Below are 18,418 nucleotides of genomic sequence, written 5' to 3'. Positions count from 1 at the left end.
AGGGGGAACGCGCCGGTCCCCCTGGTTCGATCACGGCTGGGCGTTCTTCTCGCCCAGCATCGCTCTCACCAGTTCAATGCAGCGCAGGAAACGGGTGTCGTAATCATCTTCACGCACATGAACAAAATCGATATTGTTTTCACGCAGCATCGTCACCAGCATCGACTGGAATTCGCGACGATCGACTGAACTGCCCAGGCTGCGCAATCCATCCGCCACCCACGGCACATTGTTCTCAAGCAAAATGACTAAATCGAAGCGATATTCGTCGATCAGTGCCTGAACAAAGGGATGTTCGCGCCCTTCGTACTTCAGGCAGAACGCTTGGGTCGTCACGAAATCGGTGTCGATAAACGCCACCTTGTTGGCATATTTCACCGCGAAATCGATGTACTGCGCCTGACCGAGCGCGATTTTGTCGTAGTCCGAATATTGCAGCGCCATTTCATCGCCACCGAGGTGCGAAAAGACATAGTCGCGGCCATATTCCCAGGCACTGGTGGTGTTGAAAATATTAGCGAGCTTATTCACCAGCGTCGATTTTCCGCTTGATTCCCCACCCAGTATCGCCACGGTGCGGACAAAGAACGGCTTCACTTCGGTCGGGATATATTCCCAGAAGCGGAACGGATCCTGACGGATCTGCGCGCCGCTGATGCTCATGAAAGATCGGTCGGGATCGACCAGCACCGTCCGAATCCCCAGGTGCTGCTGATACATCTCCGCATCAGGCGCTTCGCTGGTGTAAATGCAATCCGGCGCGATGCCGTGCTCGCCGAGAAACGCGCTGACCCCTTGACTCCAGACGTCCCAGCCGTGCGGATACGGCTCAATCCCCTCCTCGTTAAAGGCGTGGATACGGATGTTTTTCTGATATTTAAAGGTCTGTAGCAACCAGCGCAGTCGGTCGCTGACCGTCGGCTGCTGCGACATGGCGCTGTTATCAAACAGCTGGCGATCGCGCGGCTCGTCATAGCCCATGATGATGTGCAGCTCATCCACCTGACTACAGGCGCGCTGAATCAGATAGATATGGCCGGTGTGCAGCGGGTAAAACTTGCCGAATACCACGCCGACCGTTTTATCACGGCGCGGAAACTCCAGTCCGAGAAAGCGGTGCAGTGCTTCCAGTTTCTGCGCGCTGGGGCTTTTGATTTTGGCGTTGAGCAACTGGCTCAGATAGCCTTTGGTCATGCCGCTGGCATCAGCGACCTGTTGCAGCGTGTGGCCCTGCTGGCGAATGGCCGTTTTTAGATAATCAAACGACGACATGTCGTGCCTCCTGCGTGAATGCGTATAAGGTTGAACGCGCCGCCCTCGCCCGCTGACGGCAAGCCATCAGCGGACGCCAGCCGCATTACAGATCGTCGAGGATCGCCAGCGCGTCGGCCAGCTTCTTCGCGCTGAAAACCTGCATTCCATCGATCGGTTTTTTCGGCGCATTGCCAGCCGGCACAATGGCGCGTTTAAAGCCATGTTTCGCCGCTTCCGAAATCCGTTCCTGACCGCTGGGCACCGGACGAATTTCGCCTGCCAGCCCCACTTCCCCGAAGATCACCAGATCCTGCGGCAACGGGCGATCGCGCAGACTTGAGACCATCGACAGCATCAGCGCCAGATCGGCACTGGTTTCAGTCACCTTGACCCCGCCAACCACGTTGACAAACACATCCTGGTCCGCCATCTGCAGGCCGCCATGACGATGCAGCACCGCCAGCAGAATCGCCAGACGGTTCTGTTCCAGCCCGACCGCAACGCGACGCGGATTGCCCATCATCGAATGGTCCACCAGCGCCTGAATCTCTACCAGCAGCGGACGCGTCCCTTCCCACAGCACCATCACTGAGCTGCCGGACGTCACCTCTTCGCCGCGCGACAGGAAGATGGCCGACGGGTTGCTGACTTCACGCATTCCCTGCTCGGTCATGGCGAAAACGCCTAACTCGTTGACCGCGCCGAAGCGGTTTTTATGGCTGCGCAGGGTGCGGAAGCGGGAATCGGCATCGCCATCCAGCAGTACCGAACAGTCGATGCAGTGCTCCAGCACTTTCGGACCGGCCAGCGAGCCATCTTTGGTGACGTGACCGACCATAATGATCGCCACGCCGCGCGTTTTGGCGAAGCGCGTCAGGTAGGCGGCGGTTTCACGCACCTGCGCCACGCTGCCCGGCGAAGACTGAATCTCCGCCATGTGCATTACCTGGATCGAGTCGATTACCATCAGCTGCGGCTGCTCCTGCTCGGCGATCAGGCAGATCTGCTCGATGCTGGTTTCCGACAGCATATTGACATTTTCGGTAGGTAATCCCAGACGATGGGCGCGCATCGCAACCTGCTGCAGCGACTCTTCGCCGGTGACGTAGAGGGTTTTCATCCCTTCCGACAGGCGGCACATCACCTGCAATAGCAGAGTTGATTTACCGGCCCCTGGACTGCCGCCGATTAAAATGGCGCTGCCCGGCACCACGCCGCCGCCGAGCACCCGGTCAAACTCTTTAAAGCTGGTCGAGAAGCGCGGTAACGCCTCCAGACTGATTTCGGACAGCTTCTGTACCCGACTGGTACCGGCACTGCCCGCATAGCCGCTCAGACGCTCATTACGCGCCGCAGCAGGCGAGGCGGCAATCCGCACCTCGGTGATGGTGTTCCAGGCGTGACAGGCACTGCACTGCCCCTGCCAGCGTGGATAGTCTGCGCCGCATTCGTTACACACAAATGCGCGTTTTGCCGCTTTGGCCAAATCAATACCTCAGTTAACGCTCTTCATGGATCAGGCTGCCGGTGAGGATGCAAAACACCCCCATCAAATCGGCATGGCGAATGGTGACCGCAGTCTGCTCATTCACCTTAGGTTTAGCATGGTAGGCAATGCCCAGCGCTGAGGCTTTAATCATCAGCAGGTCATTGGCCCCATCGCCGACCGCGACGGTCTGTTCCGGCGCAATGTCAAAACGCTGCGCCAGCTTCTTCAGCGTATCGGCTTTATATTGTGCATCGACAATCGGACCCAGCAGGTTGCCGGTCAGTTTGCCGTCGCGAATTTCCAGTTCATTGGCTACTACCGCCGACAGATGCAACTTATCGCGCAGGTATTCGGCGTAATAGGTAAAGCCGCCCGAGGCAATCGCCACCTGCCAGCCCAGCGCCTGTAATTTTTGCGTCAGGGTAGTCAGGCCCGGCATCAGCGGTAGCGCATCGCGCACCTGCTTCAGAATATTAGCATCGGCCCCCTGCAGGGTCGCCACGCGCTGACGCAGGCTGGCAGTGAAGTCGAGTTCGCCGCGCATCGCGCGTTCGGTCACTTCTGCCACCAGCTCGCCACTGCCGGCCAGTTTTGCGATCTCGTCAATGCACTCGATCTGAATAGCGGTCGAGTCCATATCCATTACCAGCAGGCCCGGCGTTTTCAGGTGCGGGATTTTGCCAAGCGGCGCCACGTCCAGGCCGGCGTCGTGCGCCAGTCTGCTGGCGAACGGTGTCAGCGAGCCAGCCAGGCGAATCACCTGATATTCATCCACGTTCCAGGCACTGACGATCACCATGGCGGCACCCAGCCGGTGCTGGTAATCGGTCAGCCGTTGCTTATCCAGCCCGCGGCCATACAGCAGCCAGCCAGTACGGCCAGCGCGATAATCCAGCGGCATCACTTCATCACCGCTAAGGGAAAGGGGCAAACCCGGCCAGAGGGAAACATCGGCGGGCAGATCGCACCAGGTTAAACGATTTGGCATCACAGCTCCTGTAGGGACAACAAAACCACGCAAGAGGCTACCTTGTCTGCGCCGCTTCTGGCAACATAATCTCCAGGCTTTCTGTTGTGACGTGACACGGATTATTGATGGCTAAAACCGCACTAAAATTTCGCTTACATCGCACGGTGATCGTTCTGATCTCAATGGCGCTGCTGGTGGCCCTGATGCAGGGTGCCTCCTGGTTCAGCCTCGGTCATCAAATGGCGCGTTCTGAACAGGTCGAAGAGCTGGCGCATACTCTGACCAGTCAGGTGGCGTTCAGCCTGAAACCGCTGATGGACAACAGCGAAAATAACCGCAACCAGATTGAAGCCATTCTCAATCAGATGACCGCTAACAGCCGCATCCTTGACGCCTCGGTGTATGACGGCGACGGCAGCTTAGTGGCGCACAGCGGTGAAAATATCAACGTGCGCGACCGGCTGGCGCTGGACGGCAAACGTGCCGGCAGCTACTTCAATCATCAGATTGTGCAGCCGCTGGCGGGCAACGATGGCCCGCTTGGCTTTTTGCGCGTTACGCTCGATACCCACGTGCTGGTCACCGAATCACGTCAGGTGGATAACACCACCAACATTCTGCGCCTGATGATGCTGCTGGCGCTGGCAATCGGCATTATTCTCTCCCGGACCCTGCTGCGCCATCGCCGTACCCGCTGGCAGCAATCGCCGTTTCTGCTCACTGCCAGTACGCCGGTGAAAGAAGATCGCGATGAGGATGAAGAGAAAAAAGAGTAGCACGCCATTTATCGCCTGGCAGCGCGCTTATACAACTGAAAAGGCCCGTCAGACGGGCCTTTTTGCTGCTCAGCGTACGGATTTGCGAGGCGTGCCGGGTTAACCGGCCAGCAGCGTTTCCAGCTCGCTCAGCGATTTGACCTGCCAGGTCGGATGGATATGTGCCGGCAGCGGTCGGGTGCCGTGATCGATCCAGCAGGTTTTCAGGCCGGCATTGATCCCGCCGAGAATATCTGACTCCGGGGTATCCCCCACCATCAGCACCCGCTGACGATCCGGGTTGCCCATCTGCTTCAGCGCATAATCAAAAATTTCTGCGGCCGGTTTCGGCACGCCCACCTGCTCTGAGATCACCAGCGCGGAAAAATAGTCACGAAAACCGGTACGTTCCAGCCGTATCTGCTGCAGCGCGGTAAAACCGTTGGTGATGATGCCCATCTTCACCCGGCCATGCAGCCGGTTCATCAGGCTGACCGCGCCCGGCAGCGGGGTACAGATCTCACCCATCGCGCTGAGAAAGCCGCTGTTGAGGATCTCCGGCGCTACGCTGAGCTTTTCGCTCCAGTGATTAAAACGCTGAGTTTGCAGCTGCAGCGCCGAGATGGTGCCGTTTTGATAATCAACCCACAGCGGTTTGTTAACCGCCTGGTAGTCGGCGTAATCCTGGTCGGTAAACTGCACGTCGTAGCCGGCGAACAGACGCTGTAAACCGGCATAGGCGTCGAAGTGAAAAAGGGTATCGTCGGCATCAAACAGGATGCAGTCCCAGTTATCTAACATCAAAGCTCCTTAACACTGCTACAGCGTCAGCGCCATGATGATGGCATCTTCACGACCGCTGGCAGTGGGATAATAGTTGGGGCGACGACTGACCTGGTTGAATTCCAGCTGCTGGTAGAGCGCAATGGCAGGCAGATTCGAGGCCCGCACTTCCAGCCACAGCGTCAGCACGTCGCGTTTAATCAGTTCATCAATCAGATGCTGTAACAGCTGGCGGCCAAATCCCCGGCGCTGCCAGGCGGGATCGACCGCGATGTTGAACAGCGAGGCTTCATCCAGCACCACCTGGGTGATGGCGAAGGCGGCCATCTGACCGTCAACGTCGAGCCGCAAATTGAGAAAGCGTTCGCCCTGGTTTCTGGCAAAGGTCTGTTCACTCCACGGAAAGGCGTGACTACGACACTCAATAGCAAAGGCCTGCGCCCGATCGTCAGGGGTGAGAAAAGAGATGGCTGTCATGGTTACACATCTGTTGCCAGAGGGCGCGTTTGGCGGCGCCGCTGCTGATCAGTTCATTGAAGGAGGCGCTGGTTAAGGCCACGCCGTTAAAGGTTTGTTCGCTCTCAACGCCGAGCAGCCATCCTGCGCAATGCAGCGTCTCCGGCAGCATTTGCAGCTGATCCGGCGTCACGCTCATCACCTGAGTCGGTTGCAGATTAAGCGTATGCAGCACGTCGCGCATCAGCGGTTCGTGCAGGCCGGGCGGCGTCTCAGCCACGATAATAAGCTGCGTCTCCGGTGCCAGCGTGACGGCAATTTCGCCCTGAAGCACGCGCGGGCGGCGCAGTTGATACTGCGTAATTCCCATTTGCTGTAAAAGCCAGTCGCGCCTGGACGTCATGGTGTTACCTGTTCTGCTGCCTGAATGCGACGCTATGCTAGCAAACCCATCGAACATGCGCCAACAAACCACTATAATCCCCGCTCAGATCTTACAGGAGCCCCACATGTCTGCTTTTACCCCGGCCAGCGAAGTCATTCTGCGCCACAGTGATGAATTTACCGCCCGCCATGTTTTATTTGCTGGCGATCTGCAGGATGACCTGCCCGCTCAGCTGGAAACCGCCTCTTCGCGGGTGCATACCCAGCAATATCATCACTGGCAAAACCTGAGCCACCGTATGGGCGAACAGGCGCGTTATGGACTGGTTGCGCAGGCAGAGGATGTGCAGGGCTGCGATACGCTGGTCTATTTCTGGACCAAGAACAAACCGGAAGTGCAGTTCCAGCTGCAAAACCTGCTGTCGCTGCTGCCGGTGGGCTGCGATGTGTTTGTGGTGGGTGAAAACCGCAGCGGCGTGCGCAGCGCCGAAGGGATGCTGGAAGAGTGGGTCACGCTGGAGAAGATCGACAGCGCACGCCGCTGTGGCCTCTATCACGGCCGTCTTGATCGCCAGCCGGCCTTCGACGCCAGCGCTTTTGGTCATACCTATCAGCTGAACGATCTGACCGTGCATACCCTGCCGGGCGTGTTCAGCCGCGACGGCCTGGACAGCGGCAGCGCACTGTTGCTGTCGACCTTCACCGCACATACCAAAGGCAAGGTGCTGGATATCGGCTGTGGTGCGGGTGTGCTTGCCGCGTCGTTGCCGGCGCGTTCGCCAAAAGTCCGTCTGTGGCTGTGCGACGTACACGCTGCGGCGATTGAGGCGAGTAAAGCCACGCTGGCCGCTAACGGTCTGGAAGGCGACGTGTTCGCCAGTAACATCTTCTCTGACGTGACGGGTCGTTTCGACATGATTATCTCGAACCCGCCGTTCCATGAAGGCACCCAGACCAGTCTGGATGCGGCACAGACGCTGATCCGCGGCGCGGTGAAGCATCTCAACACCGGTGGCGAACTGCGCATCGTGGCTAACGCCTTCCTGCCCTATCCGCAGGTGCTGGATGAAACCTTTGGCAGTCACGAAGTGCTGGCGCAAACCGGCCGCTTCAAAGTTTATCGCGCCGTTTACGGCCGCGGTGCCAAAACGCGCTAAAGACTTTTCCCGCCGTTAACCGCTTTGCCGGGCTGAAAACGTTGCTTTTTACAGCGATCGTTTCAGCCCGACAAAATAGTTGTTGACGCATTGAGTAAAATCTCTAGAATGCGCCTCCGTGGTTGTAACATTCTCAAGGTGTTACGGGTATGCGAAGGTGGCGGAATTGGTAGACGCGCTAGCTTCAGGTGTTAGTGTCTTAACGGACGTGAGGGTTCAAGTCCCTCTCTTCGCACCAAAATCACAAGTTTCATATCGCGAGCACTGCGCGAAGGTGGCGGAATTGGTAGACGCGCTAGCTTCAGGTGTTAGTGTCTTAACGGACGTGAGGGTTCAAGTCCCTCTCTTCGCACCATTGCGGTGATATGAACAGACAACTCGATGCGAAGGTGGCGGAATTGGTAGACGCGCTAGCTTCAGGTGTTAGTGTCTTAACGGACGTGAGGGTTCAAGTCCCTCTCTTCGCACCAACGTTGTCATCTCCCTGCTTTACGCTTGCTTCCTCACCGTTTCGGTTATCGCCCCGCTTCTGAACGCTATTTCCTCTTGTTGTACGTCATATTTAATTCAGATGAAAATTCACCGACACCGCCGCCAGTCCACCTGCTAATGCCAGGCACGATGGCAGCAGCATATAGTGACGTAAGTGCTGATTAAACAGCATCACAAGGGTCAGCAGCAGCGCCACGATCATCACTCCGCGCCACTGGCTGAAGCTCGGTCCCCATAAGGCGAACAATGGCAGCGCGGCGCACGGCAGCAGAACGCCCCAGGCACTATCCAGTTTCTTCCCCATCATCCAGCTAAATCCCCACAGGCCGCAGGCGGCAAGAATGGCCATCCCCATGATTTAAACCTCAAATGATAAGCATTCCCATTATCATATGACAGTTTTGTGCCTTATGCAGCCTGTTTTTAACTGGCCCGGCCAGGAAGATGACAGACCAGTTGGAAAATGCTAGATTGCGGCCGATAACACTATTAATAACAGCAATAATTTGCTCACTGTCCGGTAAAGCGCTTTGCCGGTTTGCGCGCTGATATTTCAGGGCCGTAACGAGTATTTACAATGAAATTACAATCATATGAAGAACTGAAACACAGCAAATATCGGCTTTCGCTCATGCTTTTGTTGTTTCTTAACGTGGTTATTTCGCTATTTTGTCTGACTCCGATAAAAAAGAGCGAAATGACGTTACCGGTAATTATCGTTGCCATTTTTAGTAGCGCTATATTATGTCTTTGTTTAGTCCGCACTAAACTAAAATTACCGCTATTAAATCCGGTCGCCTTTATACTGGGTGCGCTGTGGGCCTGGCACATTAACTACCGGTTTCATCAGGTATTTTATTTTGATGGCGGCTTTCTGATTATCAGTTTACTGAGCGTCTTTTTTATCAGCGCCATCGCCCTGAGTGATCATCTGCTGGCCTTCTGCCTGCATATCACCCCGCCGGTGGTCACCGTGTTGCTGCTGGATAACGGTGAACACCTGCCGCTGATCCTGCTGAACATCGCCCTGCCGCTGATTGGCTTCTCGCTACAGCATCTGATGCGCCGTCGCGCCGATCACTTTACCCAGCGCCTGATGCGCCAGCTGTATCAGGAGAAAGAAGCCTTTAGCGACCTCAGCATGCTCGATCCGCTCACCGGCCTGTATAATCGCCGCGGACTGAAAAACCGGCTCGACAATATTCTGGAAAACCACGCCGGCAGCCACTATGTCCTGCTGCTGGATATCGATCATTTCAAAGCCTATAACGACAATTATGGTCATGCGATGGGTGATCAGGCGCTGGCGCGGGTTTCGGTGGCCATTCGCGATGCGGTCCGTTCACGGGATGTGGTGACCCGTTATGGCGGCGAAGAATTTCTGGTGCTGATGACCAACGTCAACAGTTCCATTGCAATGAAACTGGCGGAGCGCATTCGTCAGTATGTGGTCGATTTAGAAATTCCCCACCGCTTTAATGAAAAAGTTTCAACTCATGTAACGATTAGCGCCGGCATTGCGCCTATTTACGATAATGAATTTGATCAGGCGGTGGCGAACGCTGACCGCGCATTATATGTCGCTAAAAATCAGGGCAGAAATACCATTCTCGCCTGGGAAGATTTACCTAAAGCGCATCACCCGCCGTCCGGCGAACACGCGTAATTCCGGTTCCTGACCGACTATTATCATGCCGTGACGGCGTTATAGCGGTTTTTCATTCTATTAGTTCCTGTTCCTGACTTAATTCCTTTCTGCGGCCCGCGCCTGAACCTGCTGATGTTTTGTACGGCTTGAAGAGTGAATCAATAACGATTATCATTTGCTTTCTTATCTACTCTCTCGCGAGTCGACATGGCAACCGTAACCGCTCAGGAAAATCGCTTTAGCTCCCAGTCGATGATCTTCCGGCAAAACGACCGTCCGCTGGCGGAAAGTTTGCAGCAACGGCTATTGCAGCAGCCCGACTATCTGCAGCAGTCGATTAAGCTCGATCAGCCGGCCGCGCACGATTGCCTGACGCTCGCCGACTGGTCACAGCCCGCCGTGTTTACGCCGCTGATTCAGCGTTACAGCGACTATCTCTATCGCGATCATCCTGATGCCGTACGGGAAGCAAAACCGGTGCTGTCACTGTGGGCGCAGTGGTATTTTGGTCTGCTGCTGCCGCCGCTGATGATCGCCCTGCTGCAGGAGCCACGCGCGCTCGACTGCTCGCCAGAGCATATCCGGGTGGAGTTTCAGCACGGTCATCCCGCCGCGTTCTGGATTGCGGTGCAGGAGGATGAGGACGCGCACTATCTGAATGCGCAGCAGCGCCTCGATCGGCTGATACAGCAGCATCTGATCCCGGTGGTGAACAGCATTACCCGCCACGGCGATATCAATGCCCGACTGATCTGGAACAACATGGGCTTCTCATTTCAATGGTTCCTCGGCGAGTTAAAAAACGCGCTCGGGGACCTGCAGGTCGCTCAACTGGAGCAGGCGCTGTTCTTTAACAAGCAACTGCTGGATGGCAGCGATAATCCGCTCTACCGCACCATGATCCCCCGCAACGGTGAACTGGTTCGTCGCAGCTGCTGCCAGCGTTACCGCATCCCCGATGTAGCACAATGCGGCAACTGCACCTTAAGCAGCAGCTGATCGCGACGCCTTCTGTCACTAAATCTCCTTTTATCTCGTTTACAGGCTTCGAGGCTTGTGGCAATTTTTACGCCTTCGATCAGCCTGGAGAAAAAGATGAGCCTGGAGTCAGTACGCCAGTTCTTTGCCGAACACGCCCCTGAAATTGAGATTATTGAGTTGGCCGAAAGCACCGCAACGGTTGATATGGCCGCCCGCGCCCACGGCGTGATGCCGGGCCAGATCGCCAAAACCCTGTCGTTGAAAGTTAAAGATGAAGTGGTGCTGATCGTCACGCGTGGCGATGCCCGGCTGGATAATCGCAAGCTGAAAGCGGCGCTGGGGGCCAAAGCGCGAATGCTCAGCGTGGATGAAGTGATTAACTGGACCGGCCATCCGGTCGGCGGCGTCTGCCCTTTCGGGCTGGAAAATCCGCTGACCGTTTTTTGCGACGTTTCGCTGCGCAGTTTCGACGAGGTGTTACCCGCGGCGGGCGCCATCCATAGCGCCGTGCGTATCAGCCCGCAACAGATGGCTGAGCTGACCGCTGCCCGCTGGGTCGACGTCTGCGAGGCGCGTTAATCAGGCTGCCTGGCCACCGCGCCGGAAATTTCGATGCCGCGCGTCTCGCGACCAAACGCCACCAACAGAGAGATCAGCACGGCGACCGTGCCCGCCACTATCGCCATGCCCAGTCCGTAATTGCCGCCGTGGGCTTCTGCAATACGTGATTGCAGCGTGGCGTTGACCGAAGCGATCAGATTCCCCAGCTGGTAGACAAAGCCCGGCAACACGGCGCGTGCGTTGGCCGGAACCAGCTCGGTCAGATAGGTTGGAACAACGCCCCACGCGCCCTGCACCATAAACTGCATCAGGAATGCGCCGATGCCGATCGCCCATGAGCCGCTGGAAAAAGCCCACAACGGCAAAATCGGCAGCGTCAGCAGGGACGCCAGAATAATCGCTTTTTTACGGCCGATACGCTCAGACAGCGAGCCAAAGCAGATGCCGCCCAGCATCGCCGCAATGTTGTAGCCGATGGCGATCAGGCTGACGGTATGGGCATCAAACTGGTGCTGCACTTTCAGGAAGGTGGGATAGAGATCCTGAGTACCGTGACTGAAGAAGTTAAAGCAGGCCATCAGCAGCACCATATAGAGACAGATTTTCCAGTGCTGACGAACGATCGGCATCAGCGCCGAGCTGGTTTTATGCTGGCGTGCCGCCAGCCAGACCGGGGATTCCGGGACCTTAAAATAGATAAACGGCAGCAGCAGAATCGGTACGGCGCCAATCAGGAACATGCCCCGCCAGCCAACCGTGGCAAACAACAGGCCAAAGACAATCGACGCCAGCAGATAACCGCACGGATAGCCCGCCTGGAAAATACCGGACATCAGCCCGCGTGAACGATCAGGAATGGTTTCCATCGCCAGCGACGAGGCCACGCCCCAGATGCCGCCCATCGCTACGCCGTAGATCACCCGGAACGCCAGAAACGCGCCAAAGGTTGGTGACCAGGCGGAGAGCAGTTCAAACAGCGAAAACAACACGATATTCAGCATCAGAATCGGTTTGCGGCCGTAGCGCTCCGCCAGACGACCAAACAGCAGCGCCCCGATCGGCCGCACCGCCAGCGTCAGCATAATCGCCAGCGAGACCTGCGAAACCGAAGAGTGAAAATAGTGCGCCAGATCGCTGAGCACAAAAACCAGAATGAAGAAGTCGAAAGCATCCAGCGTCCAGCTGGCAAAACTGGCAAACGCCACGTTTCGCTGGGTCGGAGTCCAGTTAAGCATGTCACTATCCTGTCTGAGCGGCTTCGGCACGGCGGCCGGAAAGAGGTTGGCGCAACCGGCAGAACGGTTGCAACTTTGTTAACCATTTGTATATATCATGTCGGAAAGGTTAGCGTGCTACGTAATTGTCAGCCGCTGCTTCAGGCTGTAAATAAGCGTGTCAGAGAGGAGTTTCAGGGAGGATACGGGGCGGGTTGCGCCCCGGTTTTCAGGCTTCAGGCTTCAGGCTTCAGGCTTCAGGCTTCGTGCTTCAGGCTTCAGGCGACGGAAAGCCTGTTCGATGATCGACAACAGCCGGGCATTATCAACGCGATGCAATACGTGCACTAACGCGCCACACTCCTGCGCAATGCCGGTGGTAACGCGCAGCGGCTGACGATAACGCCAGCTTTTACCGCGCGTCGGCCCGGCCCGCAGTTCGATATCTACCCGGTAATCGATGCCGGATGCCACCCGCTGATTCAGCAGCCAGGCGATCACCAGCGCATCGTGGATCCAGCAGCCAGCCAGCTGGCGGGTCTGCATCGAATAGTCGATCCACGGCCGCAGGGTTTCGCGCACAAACTGCGTCAGCGGATGATCAACCGCGGTCAGTCGCGTTAGATCCTGCTGGGTCAGCAAGGTCTGGGTGGTGACATCCATCGGCACCAGCGTCAGCGTGGCACCACTGTGCAATACCTGATGCGCCGCTTCCGGATCGAGACCAAAATTGGTGTCTTTGATGTAATCATCCAGCGCGAATACGCCGCCCATGATCACAATCTCCGCCACCGCTTCCGCCATCGCCGGATAGCGCTGCATCGCCAGCGCCACATTGGTCAGCGGGCCAATCGCTACCAGCGTAATCTCACCCGGATTGTCGCAAATCAGCTTGCCGATGGCGTCTGCCGCCTCACCCGCATCCGCCGGTAAATCCGCGGGCTGGCGCACATCCTGCCATAGCGTGCTGAGTCCTGTCTGGTTCACCCGGTTATCCAGCGCCTCACGCCAGGGGATCGGATCTTCCTGAAGCGCCTGCTGCGCGCCCTGCACCACCGGAATGGCTAAGCCCAGCCGGGTCACCAGATCTTTGGCGACACGCGTTCCCAGCTCACAGGGTGTGTTGCCCGCCACGGTGGTAATTAACTCCAGCGACAATGCCGGAGACGCCAGGGCCAGCGCAATCGCCAGCCCGTCATCGGTGTTAGCACCGGCGATTCCGTTGCCCGGATCGCAATCAATAATTATTCTTTTCATGGTCTTATAAGATTAACTCTGGCGTTGCGGTTTACAGCCGCAGGATTCGCCGATTTCAAGATAGTGGGGAAACTCTTTCAACTGTGCTTCGTTCTGCCCCGCTTTCAGCATCTGAATAGCGCACCGCGCCATCTCACGCAGCGGCTGTCGCACGGTGGTTAAGGTCGGGACGTGAAAGGCGGCGTGTTCAGTGCCGTTAAAACAGACCAGCGCCACATCCTGCGGCACGCGAATCTGCTGTTCGGAGAAGGCGCGCAGCGCGCCAAGCGCCTGACCTTCGTTACTGGCAAACAGCGCACGCGGCACACGACGCTGTGCCATCATGGTGCGGGCCGCCGCATAACCGCCTTCCCGGCTGTAACTGGCTGGAAAGATCAGCGACTCATCAACCGGCAGGCCATGCTCCTGCATCGCGTCACGCCAGCCCTGAATACGATCCTGGGCGTTGAGCATCTCTGTCGGACCGCTGATCATCCCAACCTGCTGATAACCGTGGCTCAGCAGGTGTGACGTTACCTGCCAGGCCGCCTGGCGCTCATTGACCCGCAGCATACTGACGCCCGGCTGCGGCTCGACCCGTTCCAGCATCACCAGCGGCGTCCCACTGGCTTTAATCATTTCGATGTAGGGATGGCGATCGACGCTGTTATAAAACAGTCCATCCACCTGCCGGTTCAGCAGGCCCTGAATCAACTCCAGCTCGCGCTTGCGATCGTCGCCAGCATCGCCCAGTAGCATCACGTGACCGTGATTCAGCGACTCCTGCAGCAGCACATGCGCCATTGAGGCGACAAACGGGTTGCTGATATTGGGCACCACCAGCCCAAAGGTTTTGGTATTACCGGAGGCCAGGGCGCGCGCCGCAGCGTTTGGCCGGTAACCGGTCGCCTGAATCGCTGCCAGCACCCGCTGACGTGTCGCATCGGCAACCGGACGCGGCCCGTTATTAATCACATAACTGACCACCGCCACCGAGGTGCCCGCCGCTTTCGCGACCTCACTGCGGGTGACTTTTCCTGTTAACGACTTAGCCACATCACTTTCCTCCATAAACAAAGCAGGCCGCATTACACGGCCTGCTGTACTTTTTTGCTTGTCCGGCTAGATGGCGTCATCCGGCAGGTTGAGATCCCGCCCTCGCGTCTCGGGGGCGACAAAGGTTGTCAGGAATCCGACGGTAGCCATTGCCGAGAAATAGACCGCAATCGGCCACCAGTGACCGCTGTAAGAGAGCATCGCCGCGGCGATCAGCGGCGCGGTGCCGCCAGAGAGAATGGATCCCAGCTCTTTGGCCACCGCCATTTTGGTGTAGCGGTGATGAACGCCGAACATCTCCACGCCCCACGCCGCCTGAACGCCAAAAATACCCAGCGATGCCAGCGCCATCCCCACGACAATCACCGGAATGACCAGCACCGGCTCACGGCTATCCAGCAGCGTAAAGGCCGGCCAGGCGTAGAACATCAGCAGCAGGCAGAACACGCGATAAACTATCCGGCGGCCAAAGCGGTCCGACAGCCAGCCCGCGCAAGGGATAATGACAAAGCCTAGCAGCGACGCCAGAAAAACGGCGGTGGTCGGCACCGATTTATCCACCATCAACACCTTAGCGACGTAACCGACAATAAATCCCTGCGCCAGATAAGAGGGGCCGTTCTCGCCGATACGCAAACCCACCATGGTCCAGAAGGCGCGGGTACGCTGAAAGAAAGGACGCGAATCGACCGCGGGCTGCGCCGCCAGTACGCCCGCACGTTCCGCTGCCATCTGCGCTTTTTTACGTTCAAATACCGGCGTTTCACGCAGGTGACGTCGAATCCATAAGGCGACCAGCGCAATCAGCGCACTGCTGAGGAACGGAATGCGCCAGCCCCATTCGAGCAGGCTCTGCTGATCCATCTGCACCACGATCAGCCAGACCAGCGAGGCCAGCAGCGTACCGCTGTTGGAACCAAGCGCGATCACCGAAGAGACCAAACCGCGTCGTTCCACCGGCGCATATTCGCCCAGCATCACCGTACCGCCCGACAGTTCAGCGCCGGCACCAAAGCCCTGGGTAAAGCGCAGCAGCACCAGACAAGCCGGTGCCCAGACGCCAATTGAGGCATAGCTGGGGATTAAACCGATAAAGGTGGTGGAGGCGCCCATCAGGATGATGGTGGCGATCATCACCACTTTTCGCCCTTTGCGGTCGCCGAGCCAGCCGAAGAACAGTGCGCCAATCGGGCGGGCAACAAAGCCGACCGACCAGGTCGCGAAGCTGGAGAGCAATGCCATCGCCGGGGTCGATTCCGGGAAGAAAACGTCACCAAAAATAATGCCGGCGGCAAGACCATAGAGCGCGAAATCCGCGTACTCCATAGCGGTACCTAACCAGCATGAGAAAGTGGCGCGCCAGAAATCTTTGCGGCCAGATGTGGTATTAAACCGCTCGTCGGCGGCTGAGGAGGAAGGCAGTGATGCCTGCTGCTTAACGGTGCTGTGTGCCGTCATAACCCTGTCCCTGAATGAGTATGCAGATCGATAAACGCCCGTCCATGGGTCGGTTCCCTGCGTGTAAGCGGAACATCCCGGTGGCGACGTTCAGTTGACTAACCATGATGAAAGGTTAATGGATTCCCTGGTGTTGGAATCTGACTCTTCGCTCGCTTTCGCCGATCTTTTTCGACCGGTCGCTTTAACGAAGCGAATGTAACTTCACAATCAATGGCGCCTGCTGTGCATCGTGCACCGTGAGCAATCACTGGAGACACAGTGTATCTACGCGCGTAGATAAATCAATAGATCTTCTGATGATTTGTTAGATAAACTTCATTATCACGTCAGGTCACCACAGCTTTTTATCGCAAATTCAGCGAGTTAACCGTGAATAATCGCGCATAAAAAATACACCACAGCGGGCAAAATAGCATTTTCTCTTAACATTAAGCTAAATCAAAATGCCGGCCCCTTTCATCGCGCCCCGTTATCGCACTGCACGGTTACGGTGGCATGACAGCCTGGTGATTCTCCGAAAAAAGATCCGGGGATTGGCAAATGCAGACAATGCTTTACCCTGAAGGGAAAGCGAGACAGGAGAGTTATGACGATTATTCTCATGCGGCACGGTAAGCCCAATCACCAGCCTGGCGGACGGCACAACGTGCAGGCGCTGGCGGACTGGTGCGAAGCTTACGATTTGTCACAGGTCAGCGACGGACCGCCGCCGCGTAGCCTGTCTATTGCGCGTCAGGCGACGGTGGTGGTGTGCAGCCCGCTGCCACGCGCGCGTTCTTCCTTGCACCAGCTCGGTTTACAGCCGCATGAGGTCGACGCGCTATTCAGCGAGGTGGCCGTGCCGCTGCTACCGGGCAGCCAGCTCCAGCTTCCCACGCTGATCTGGCTGGCGCTGCTGCGGCTGCTGTGGCTGTGCGGTTATGCCGGCCAGTCAGAGTCATTGCAGCATGCCCGCCATCGTGCGTCGCGGGCGGCCGATCGGTTAATTGAACATGCCCGCCACGGCACGGTGCTGCTGCTGGGACACGGCATCATGAACAAGATGATTGCCCGCGAGCTGCGCAAACGTGGCTGGCAGGCGGAAAAGCACGCCAGCAGCCGCCACTGGAGCTCGGCGATTTATCATCGTCCGTTTATCTGATCGCGCGCATAGTAGCTCAGTACTTCGCAACCGGTGCCGACTCGCGGCGTAGCAATCACTTTCCGCTGGGCCAGATCGATCACGCTCAGGGTGCCATCGCCCTGATTAGCGATCAGCAGCAACTGCTTGTCAGGGCTGAAGCAGCCATCCATCGGCAGGTTGCCGACCGCGATATCACCCAGCGGATTCAGCAGATCGTCAAACAGGGTCACAAGCGGCTCACCGTCCCCAATCGCCACCAGCTGTTCCCCATCCGCGCTAAAACGCACCACCTGACAAGGCTGCTGATGACCCGGCAGTGCCAGACGCTGGCGAATCCGATGGCTTTGCCGATCGATAACATACAGCAGCGGCGCGTCGGCGGCGCTGGCAACCAGGTACGGATGTTTTGGTGAGGCGGCGATGCCGGCAATCGGCCCCGGCAGCAGAATGGTATCGATGATCCGCCCTTCCGCTTCGCACAGATCGACGACCGTAATGGTGGCGTCCTCTTCGTTGTCGGTAAACAGCTTGCGGCCGCTGGGTGACAACGTCAGGCGATGTGCATTATGGGAAGGGATCGGAATCACTTTTTCTACCCGATCGGTGAGCGGGTCGATCACCGTCACCGCGGCACTCTGCTCACAGCAGAGATAGACTTTGCCATCGCGACCCAGCTGACCACTGTGCGGCGCCCGCAGGGGCGACAGATCGATAAAGCCGCTGATCTGCCGATGCTGTAAATCAATTATCGCCACTTTATGGCCCGGATGTGGATTGTCGCCGTGAACGCCATCGCCATAAATCGGCACATAGGCTTTGCCCCACGCCGTCAGCATCAGCAGTTCATGCGGTCGCGGTGGAAAGGCGTTCAGTTCCCGCTCGACCGCAAAGGTCTCCGGGTTAAGAAACAGGACGCGATTGCCGCGTTTATCTACCGCCAGTAAACCGTGAGAATCATTCTGCATGCGCGCTCCTTTCTCAGTAAGATCCTCTTAAGCGTAGACAATCGTCAACGCGCGGCACGCTGTCAGCGATTGATGAGCCGGGCTAACGCGACAGTTTAAGCCCAATCCGCTGCCGAACATGCCATCAGGCCGCAGCAGCGGCGATGACTCCGATAGGTGATTCAGACTTTCCTTATACCGGCGAAAAAGAGTGATTAAATAAATAATACAGTCCGCTTAATCTATTATTTTCATCGGCTGCCCGAATTATTTCCGTATTATCCGAAAGTCAAAAAAAGAAATAGCTTATAAGTAAAGAATGTTTTATTAAAAAGGTGCAGTGCAATTTAAACAGCCGTGAGGAAACTATCGCGCGCTTTTTCACTGCGCCACCATCAGGGAAACCCTTTAATAATTCCCGCACTGATTGAGATTGCCGCCAGACTGCATCGCC

At 57.0% G+C, this 18,418-nt stretch carries 18 protein-coding genes and 3 tRNA genes; 9 read left to right on the top strand and 12 right to left on the bottom strand.

All coding sequences use genetic code 11. From position 1 onward, the window contains the following. Positions 1-30 precede the first annotated feature (30 nt). The 3 genes from nadR to serB form a co-directional block, all read right to left on the bottom strand. On the bottom strand, positions 31-1,272 hold the full coding sequence (gene nadR, locus AC6I8D_RS02705; RefSeq protein ID WP_497819623.1) for a multifunctional transcriptional regulator/nicotinamide-nucleotide adenylyltransferase/ribosylnicotinamide kinase NadR: 1,242 nt from the start codon (positions 1,270-1,272) through the stop codon (positions 31-33). 85 nt (positions 1,273-1,357) lie between these two features. Beyond that, positions 1,358-2,740 carry a DNA repair protein RadA gene (gene radA, locus AC6I8D_RS02700; protein ID WP_031376046.1) on the bottom strand — a complete coding sequence of 461 codons (1,383 nt, stop codon included), beginning with the start codon at positions 2,738-2,740 and terminating at the stop codon, positions 1,358-1,360. 13 nt (positions 2,741-2,753) lie between these two features. Beyond that, on the bottom strand, positions 2,754-3,731 hold the full coding sequence (gene serB / locus AC6I8D_RS02695) for a phosphoserine phosphatase (RefSeq protein ID WP_312055318.1): 978 nt from the start codon (positions 3,729-3,731) through the stop codon (positions 2,754-2,756). A gap of 107 nt (positions 3,732-3,838) precedes the next feature. Between serB and AC6I8D_RS02690 the strand changes: the two genes are divergently transcribed. Next, positions 3,839-4,489 carry a YtjB family periplasmic protein gene (locus tag AC6I8D_RS02690; RefSeq protein WP_312055317.1) on the top strand — a complete coding sequence of 217 codons (651 nt, stop codon included), beginning with the start codon at positions 3,839-3,841 and terminating at the stop codon, positions 4,487-4,489. Between the two features lie 99 nt (positions 4,490-4,588). Here the strand turns inward: AC6I8D_RS02690 and yjjG are convergent, their stop codons facing one another. The 3 genes from yjjG to AC6I8D_RS02675 are packed head-to-tail and all read right to left on the bottom strand — an operon-like array spanning position 4,589 to position 6,110. Beyond that, complete coding sequence (gene yjjG, locus AC6I8D_RS02685; protein ID WP_497819622.1) at positions 4,589-5,269, bottom strand: pyrimidine 5'-nucleotidase; 681 nt, start codon at positions 5,267-5,269, stop codon at positions 4,589-4,591. A gap of 18 nt (positions 5,270-5,287) precedes the next feature. After that, on the bottom strand, positions 5,288-5,728 hold the full coding sequence (gene rimI / locus AC6I8D_RS02680) for a ribosomal protein S18-alanine N-acetyltransferase (protein ID WP_031376049.1): 441 nt from the start codon (positions 5,726-5,728) through the stop codon (positions 5,288-5,290). Beyond that, positions 5,700-6,110, bottom strand: a complete 411-nt coding sequence (locus tag AC6I8D_RS02675) for a DNA polymerase III subunit psi (protein ID WP_312057688.1) — start codon at positions 6,108-6,110, stop codon at positions 5,700-5,702. The genes rimI and AC6I8D_RS02675 overlap by 29 nt, the downstream gene beginning before the upstream one ends. Positions 6,111-6,216: 106 nt before the next feature. Between AC6I8D_RS02675 and rsmC the strand changes: the two genes are divergently transcribed. The 4 genes from rsmC (at position 6,217) to AC6I8D_RS02655 (ending at position 7,718) form a co-directional block, all read left to right on the top strand. Continuing rightward, the gene (gene rsmC / locus AC6I8D_RS02670; protein WP_497819621.1) at positions 6,217-7,248 is read left to right on the top strand and encodes a 16S rRNA (guanine(1207)-N(2))-methyltransferase RsmC; all 1,032 of its coding nucleotides are present in this window, start codon (positions 6,217-6,219) and stop codon (positions 7,246-7,248) included. Between the two features lie 151 nt (positions 7,249-7,399). Then, positions 7,400-7,486: transfer RNA gene (locus tag AC6I8D_RS02665), tRNA-Leu, on the top strand. A 30-nt stretch (positions 7,487-7,516) separates the two neighbouring features. Next, positions 7,517-7,603: transfer RNA gene (locus tag AC6I8D_RS02660), tRNA-Leu, on the top strand. 28 nt (positions 7,604-7,631) lie between these two features. Continuing rightward, a tRNA-Leu gene (locus AC6I8D_RS02655) sits at positions 7,632-7,718 on the top strand. Positions 7,719-7,810: 92 nt separating this feature from the next. Here AC6I8D_RS02655 and AC6I8D_RS02650 read toward each other — a convergent pair. Further along, a complete protein-coding gene (locus AC6I8D_RS02650; protein ID WP_497819620.1) occupies positions 7,811-8,095 on the bottom strand; it encodes a DUF1435 domain-containing protein in 285 nt (94 codons plus the stop codon). Positions 8,096-8,317: 222 nt separating this feature from the next. On the opposite strand from AC6I8D_RS02650, the gene AC6I8D_RS02645 reads away from it, so the two are divergent. The 3 genes from AC6I8D_RS02645 (at position 8,318) to AC6I8D_RS02635 (ending at position 10,948) form a co-directional block, all read left to right on the top strand. Next, positions 8,318-9,406: a GGDEF domain-containing protein gene (locus tag AC6I8D_RS02645; RefSeq protein WP_312057228.1), complete on the top strand. Its 1,089-nt coding sequence runs from the start codon at positions 8,318-8,320 to the stop codon at positions 9,404-9,406. A 189-nt stretch (positions 9,407-9,595) separates the two neighbouring features. Beyond that, positions 9,596-10,387 (top strand): siderophore-iron reductase FhuF, encoded by a 792-nt coding sequence (gene fhuF, locus AC6I8D_RS02640; protein ID WP_497819619.1) that lies wholly within the window; start codon positions 9,596-9,598, stop codon positions 10,385-10,387. Positions 10,388-10,483: 96 nt separating this feature from the next. Further along, on the top strand, positions 10,484-10,948 hold the full coding sequence (locus AC6I8D_RS02635; RefSeq protein WP_312057225.1) for a YbaK/EbsC family protein: 465 nt from the start codon (positions 10,484-10,486) through the stop codon (positions 10,946-10,948). On the opposite strand, the gene AC6I8D_RS02630 is transcribed toward AC6I8D_RS02635, so the two are convergent. The 4 genes from AC6I8D_RS02630 to AC6I8D_RS02615 all read right to left on the bottom strand — a co-directional run bounded on the left by AC6I8D_RS02630 (position 10,945) and on the right by AC6I8D_RS02615 (position 15,894). Next, positions 10,945-12,165 (bottom strand): MFS transporter, encoded by a 1,221-nt coding sequence (locus AC6I8D_RS02630; protein ID WP_312057224.1) that lies wholly within the window; start codon positions 12,163-12,165, stop codon positions 10,945-10,947. The two genes, AC6I8D_RS02635 and AC6I8D_RS02630, sit on opposite strands and share 4 nt — an antisense overlap. Before the next feature lie 222 nt (positions 12,166-12,387). After that, a complete protein-coding gene (locus tag AC6I8D_RS02625) occupies positions 12,388-13,401 on the bottom strand; it encodes a nucleoside hydrolase (RefSeq protein ID WP_497819618.1) in 1,014 nt (337 codons plus the stop codon). Between the two features lie 12 nt (positions 13,402-13,413). Next, positions 13,414-14,436, bottom strand: coding sequence for a LacI family DNA-binding transcriptional regulator (locus AC6I8D_RS02620; RefSeq protein ID WP_312759721.1), 1,023 nt, complete (start codon positions 14,434-14,436; stop codon positions 13,414-13,416). A 66-nt stretch (positions 14,437-14,502) separates the two neighbouring features. Continuing rightward, positions 14,503-15,894: an MFS transporter gene (locus AC6I8D_RS02615; RefSeq protein ID WP_312057220.1), complete on the bottom strand. Its 1,392-nt coding sequence runs from the start codon at positions 15,892-15,894 to the stop codon at positions 14,503-14,505. Between the two features lie 589 nt (positions 15,895-16,483). Here AC6I8D_RS02615 and AC6I8D_RS02610 point away from each other — a divergent pair. Continuing rightward, positions 16,484-17,038, top strand: coding sequence for a histidine phosphatase family protein (locus AC6I8D_RS02610; RefSeq protein ID WP_312057219.1), 555 nt, complete (start codon positions 16,484-16,486; stop codon positions 17,036-17,038). On the opposite strand, the gene AC6I8D_RS02605 is transcribed toward AC6I8D_RS02610, so the two are convergent. Beyond that, positions 17,020-17,985, bottom strand: coding sequence for a beta-propeller fold lactonase family protein (locus tag AC6I8D_RS02605; RefSeq protein ID WP_497819617.1), 966 nt, complete (start codon positions 17,983-17,985; stop codon positions 17,020-17,022). The genes AC6I8D_RS02610 and AC6I8D_RS02605 overlap by 19 nt on opposite strands. Between the last annotated feature and the right edge of the window lie 433 nt (positions 17,986-18,418).

Source organism: Pantoea sp. X-Soil-MYKO-1785, from assembly GCF_059730675.1.
The sequence above is the reverse complement of the archived record's forward strand: the minus strand, read 5'-3'. Positions and strand labels throughout refer to the sequence as shown.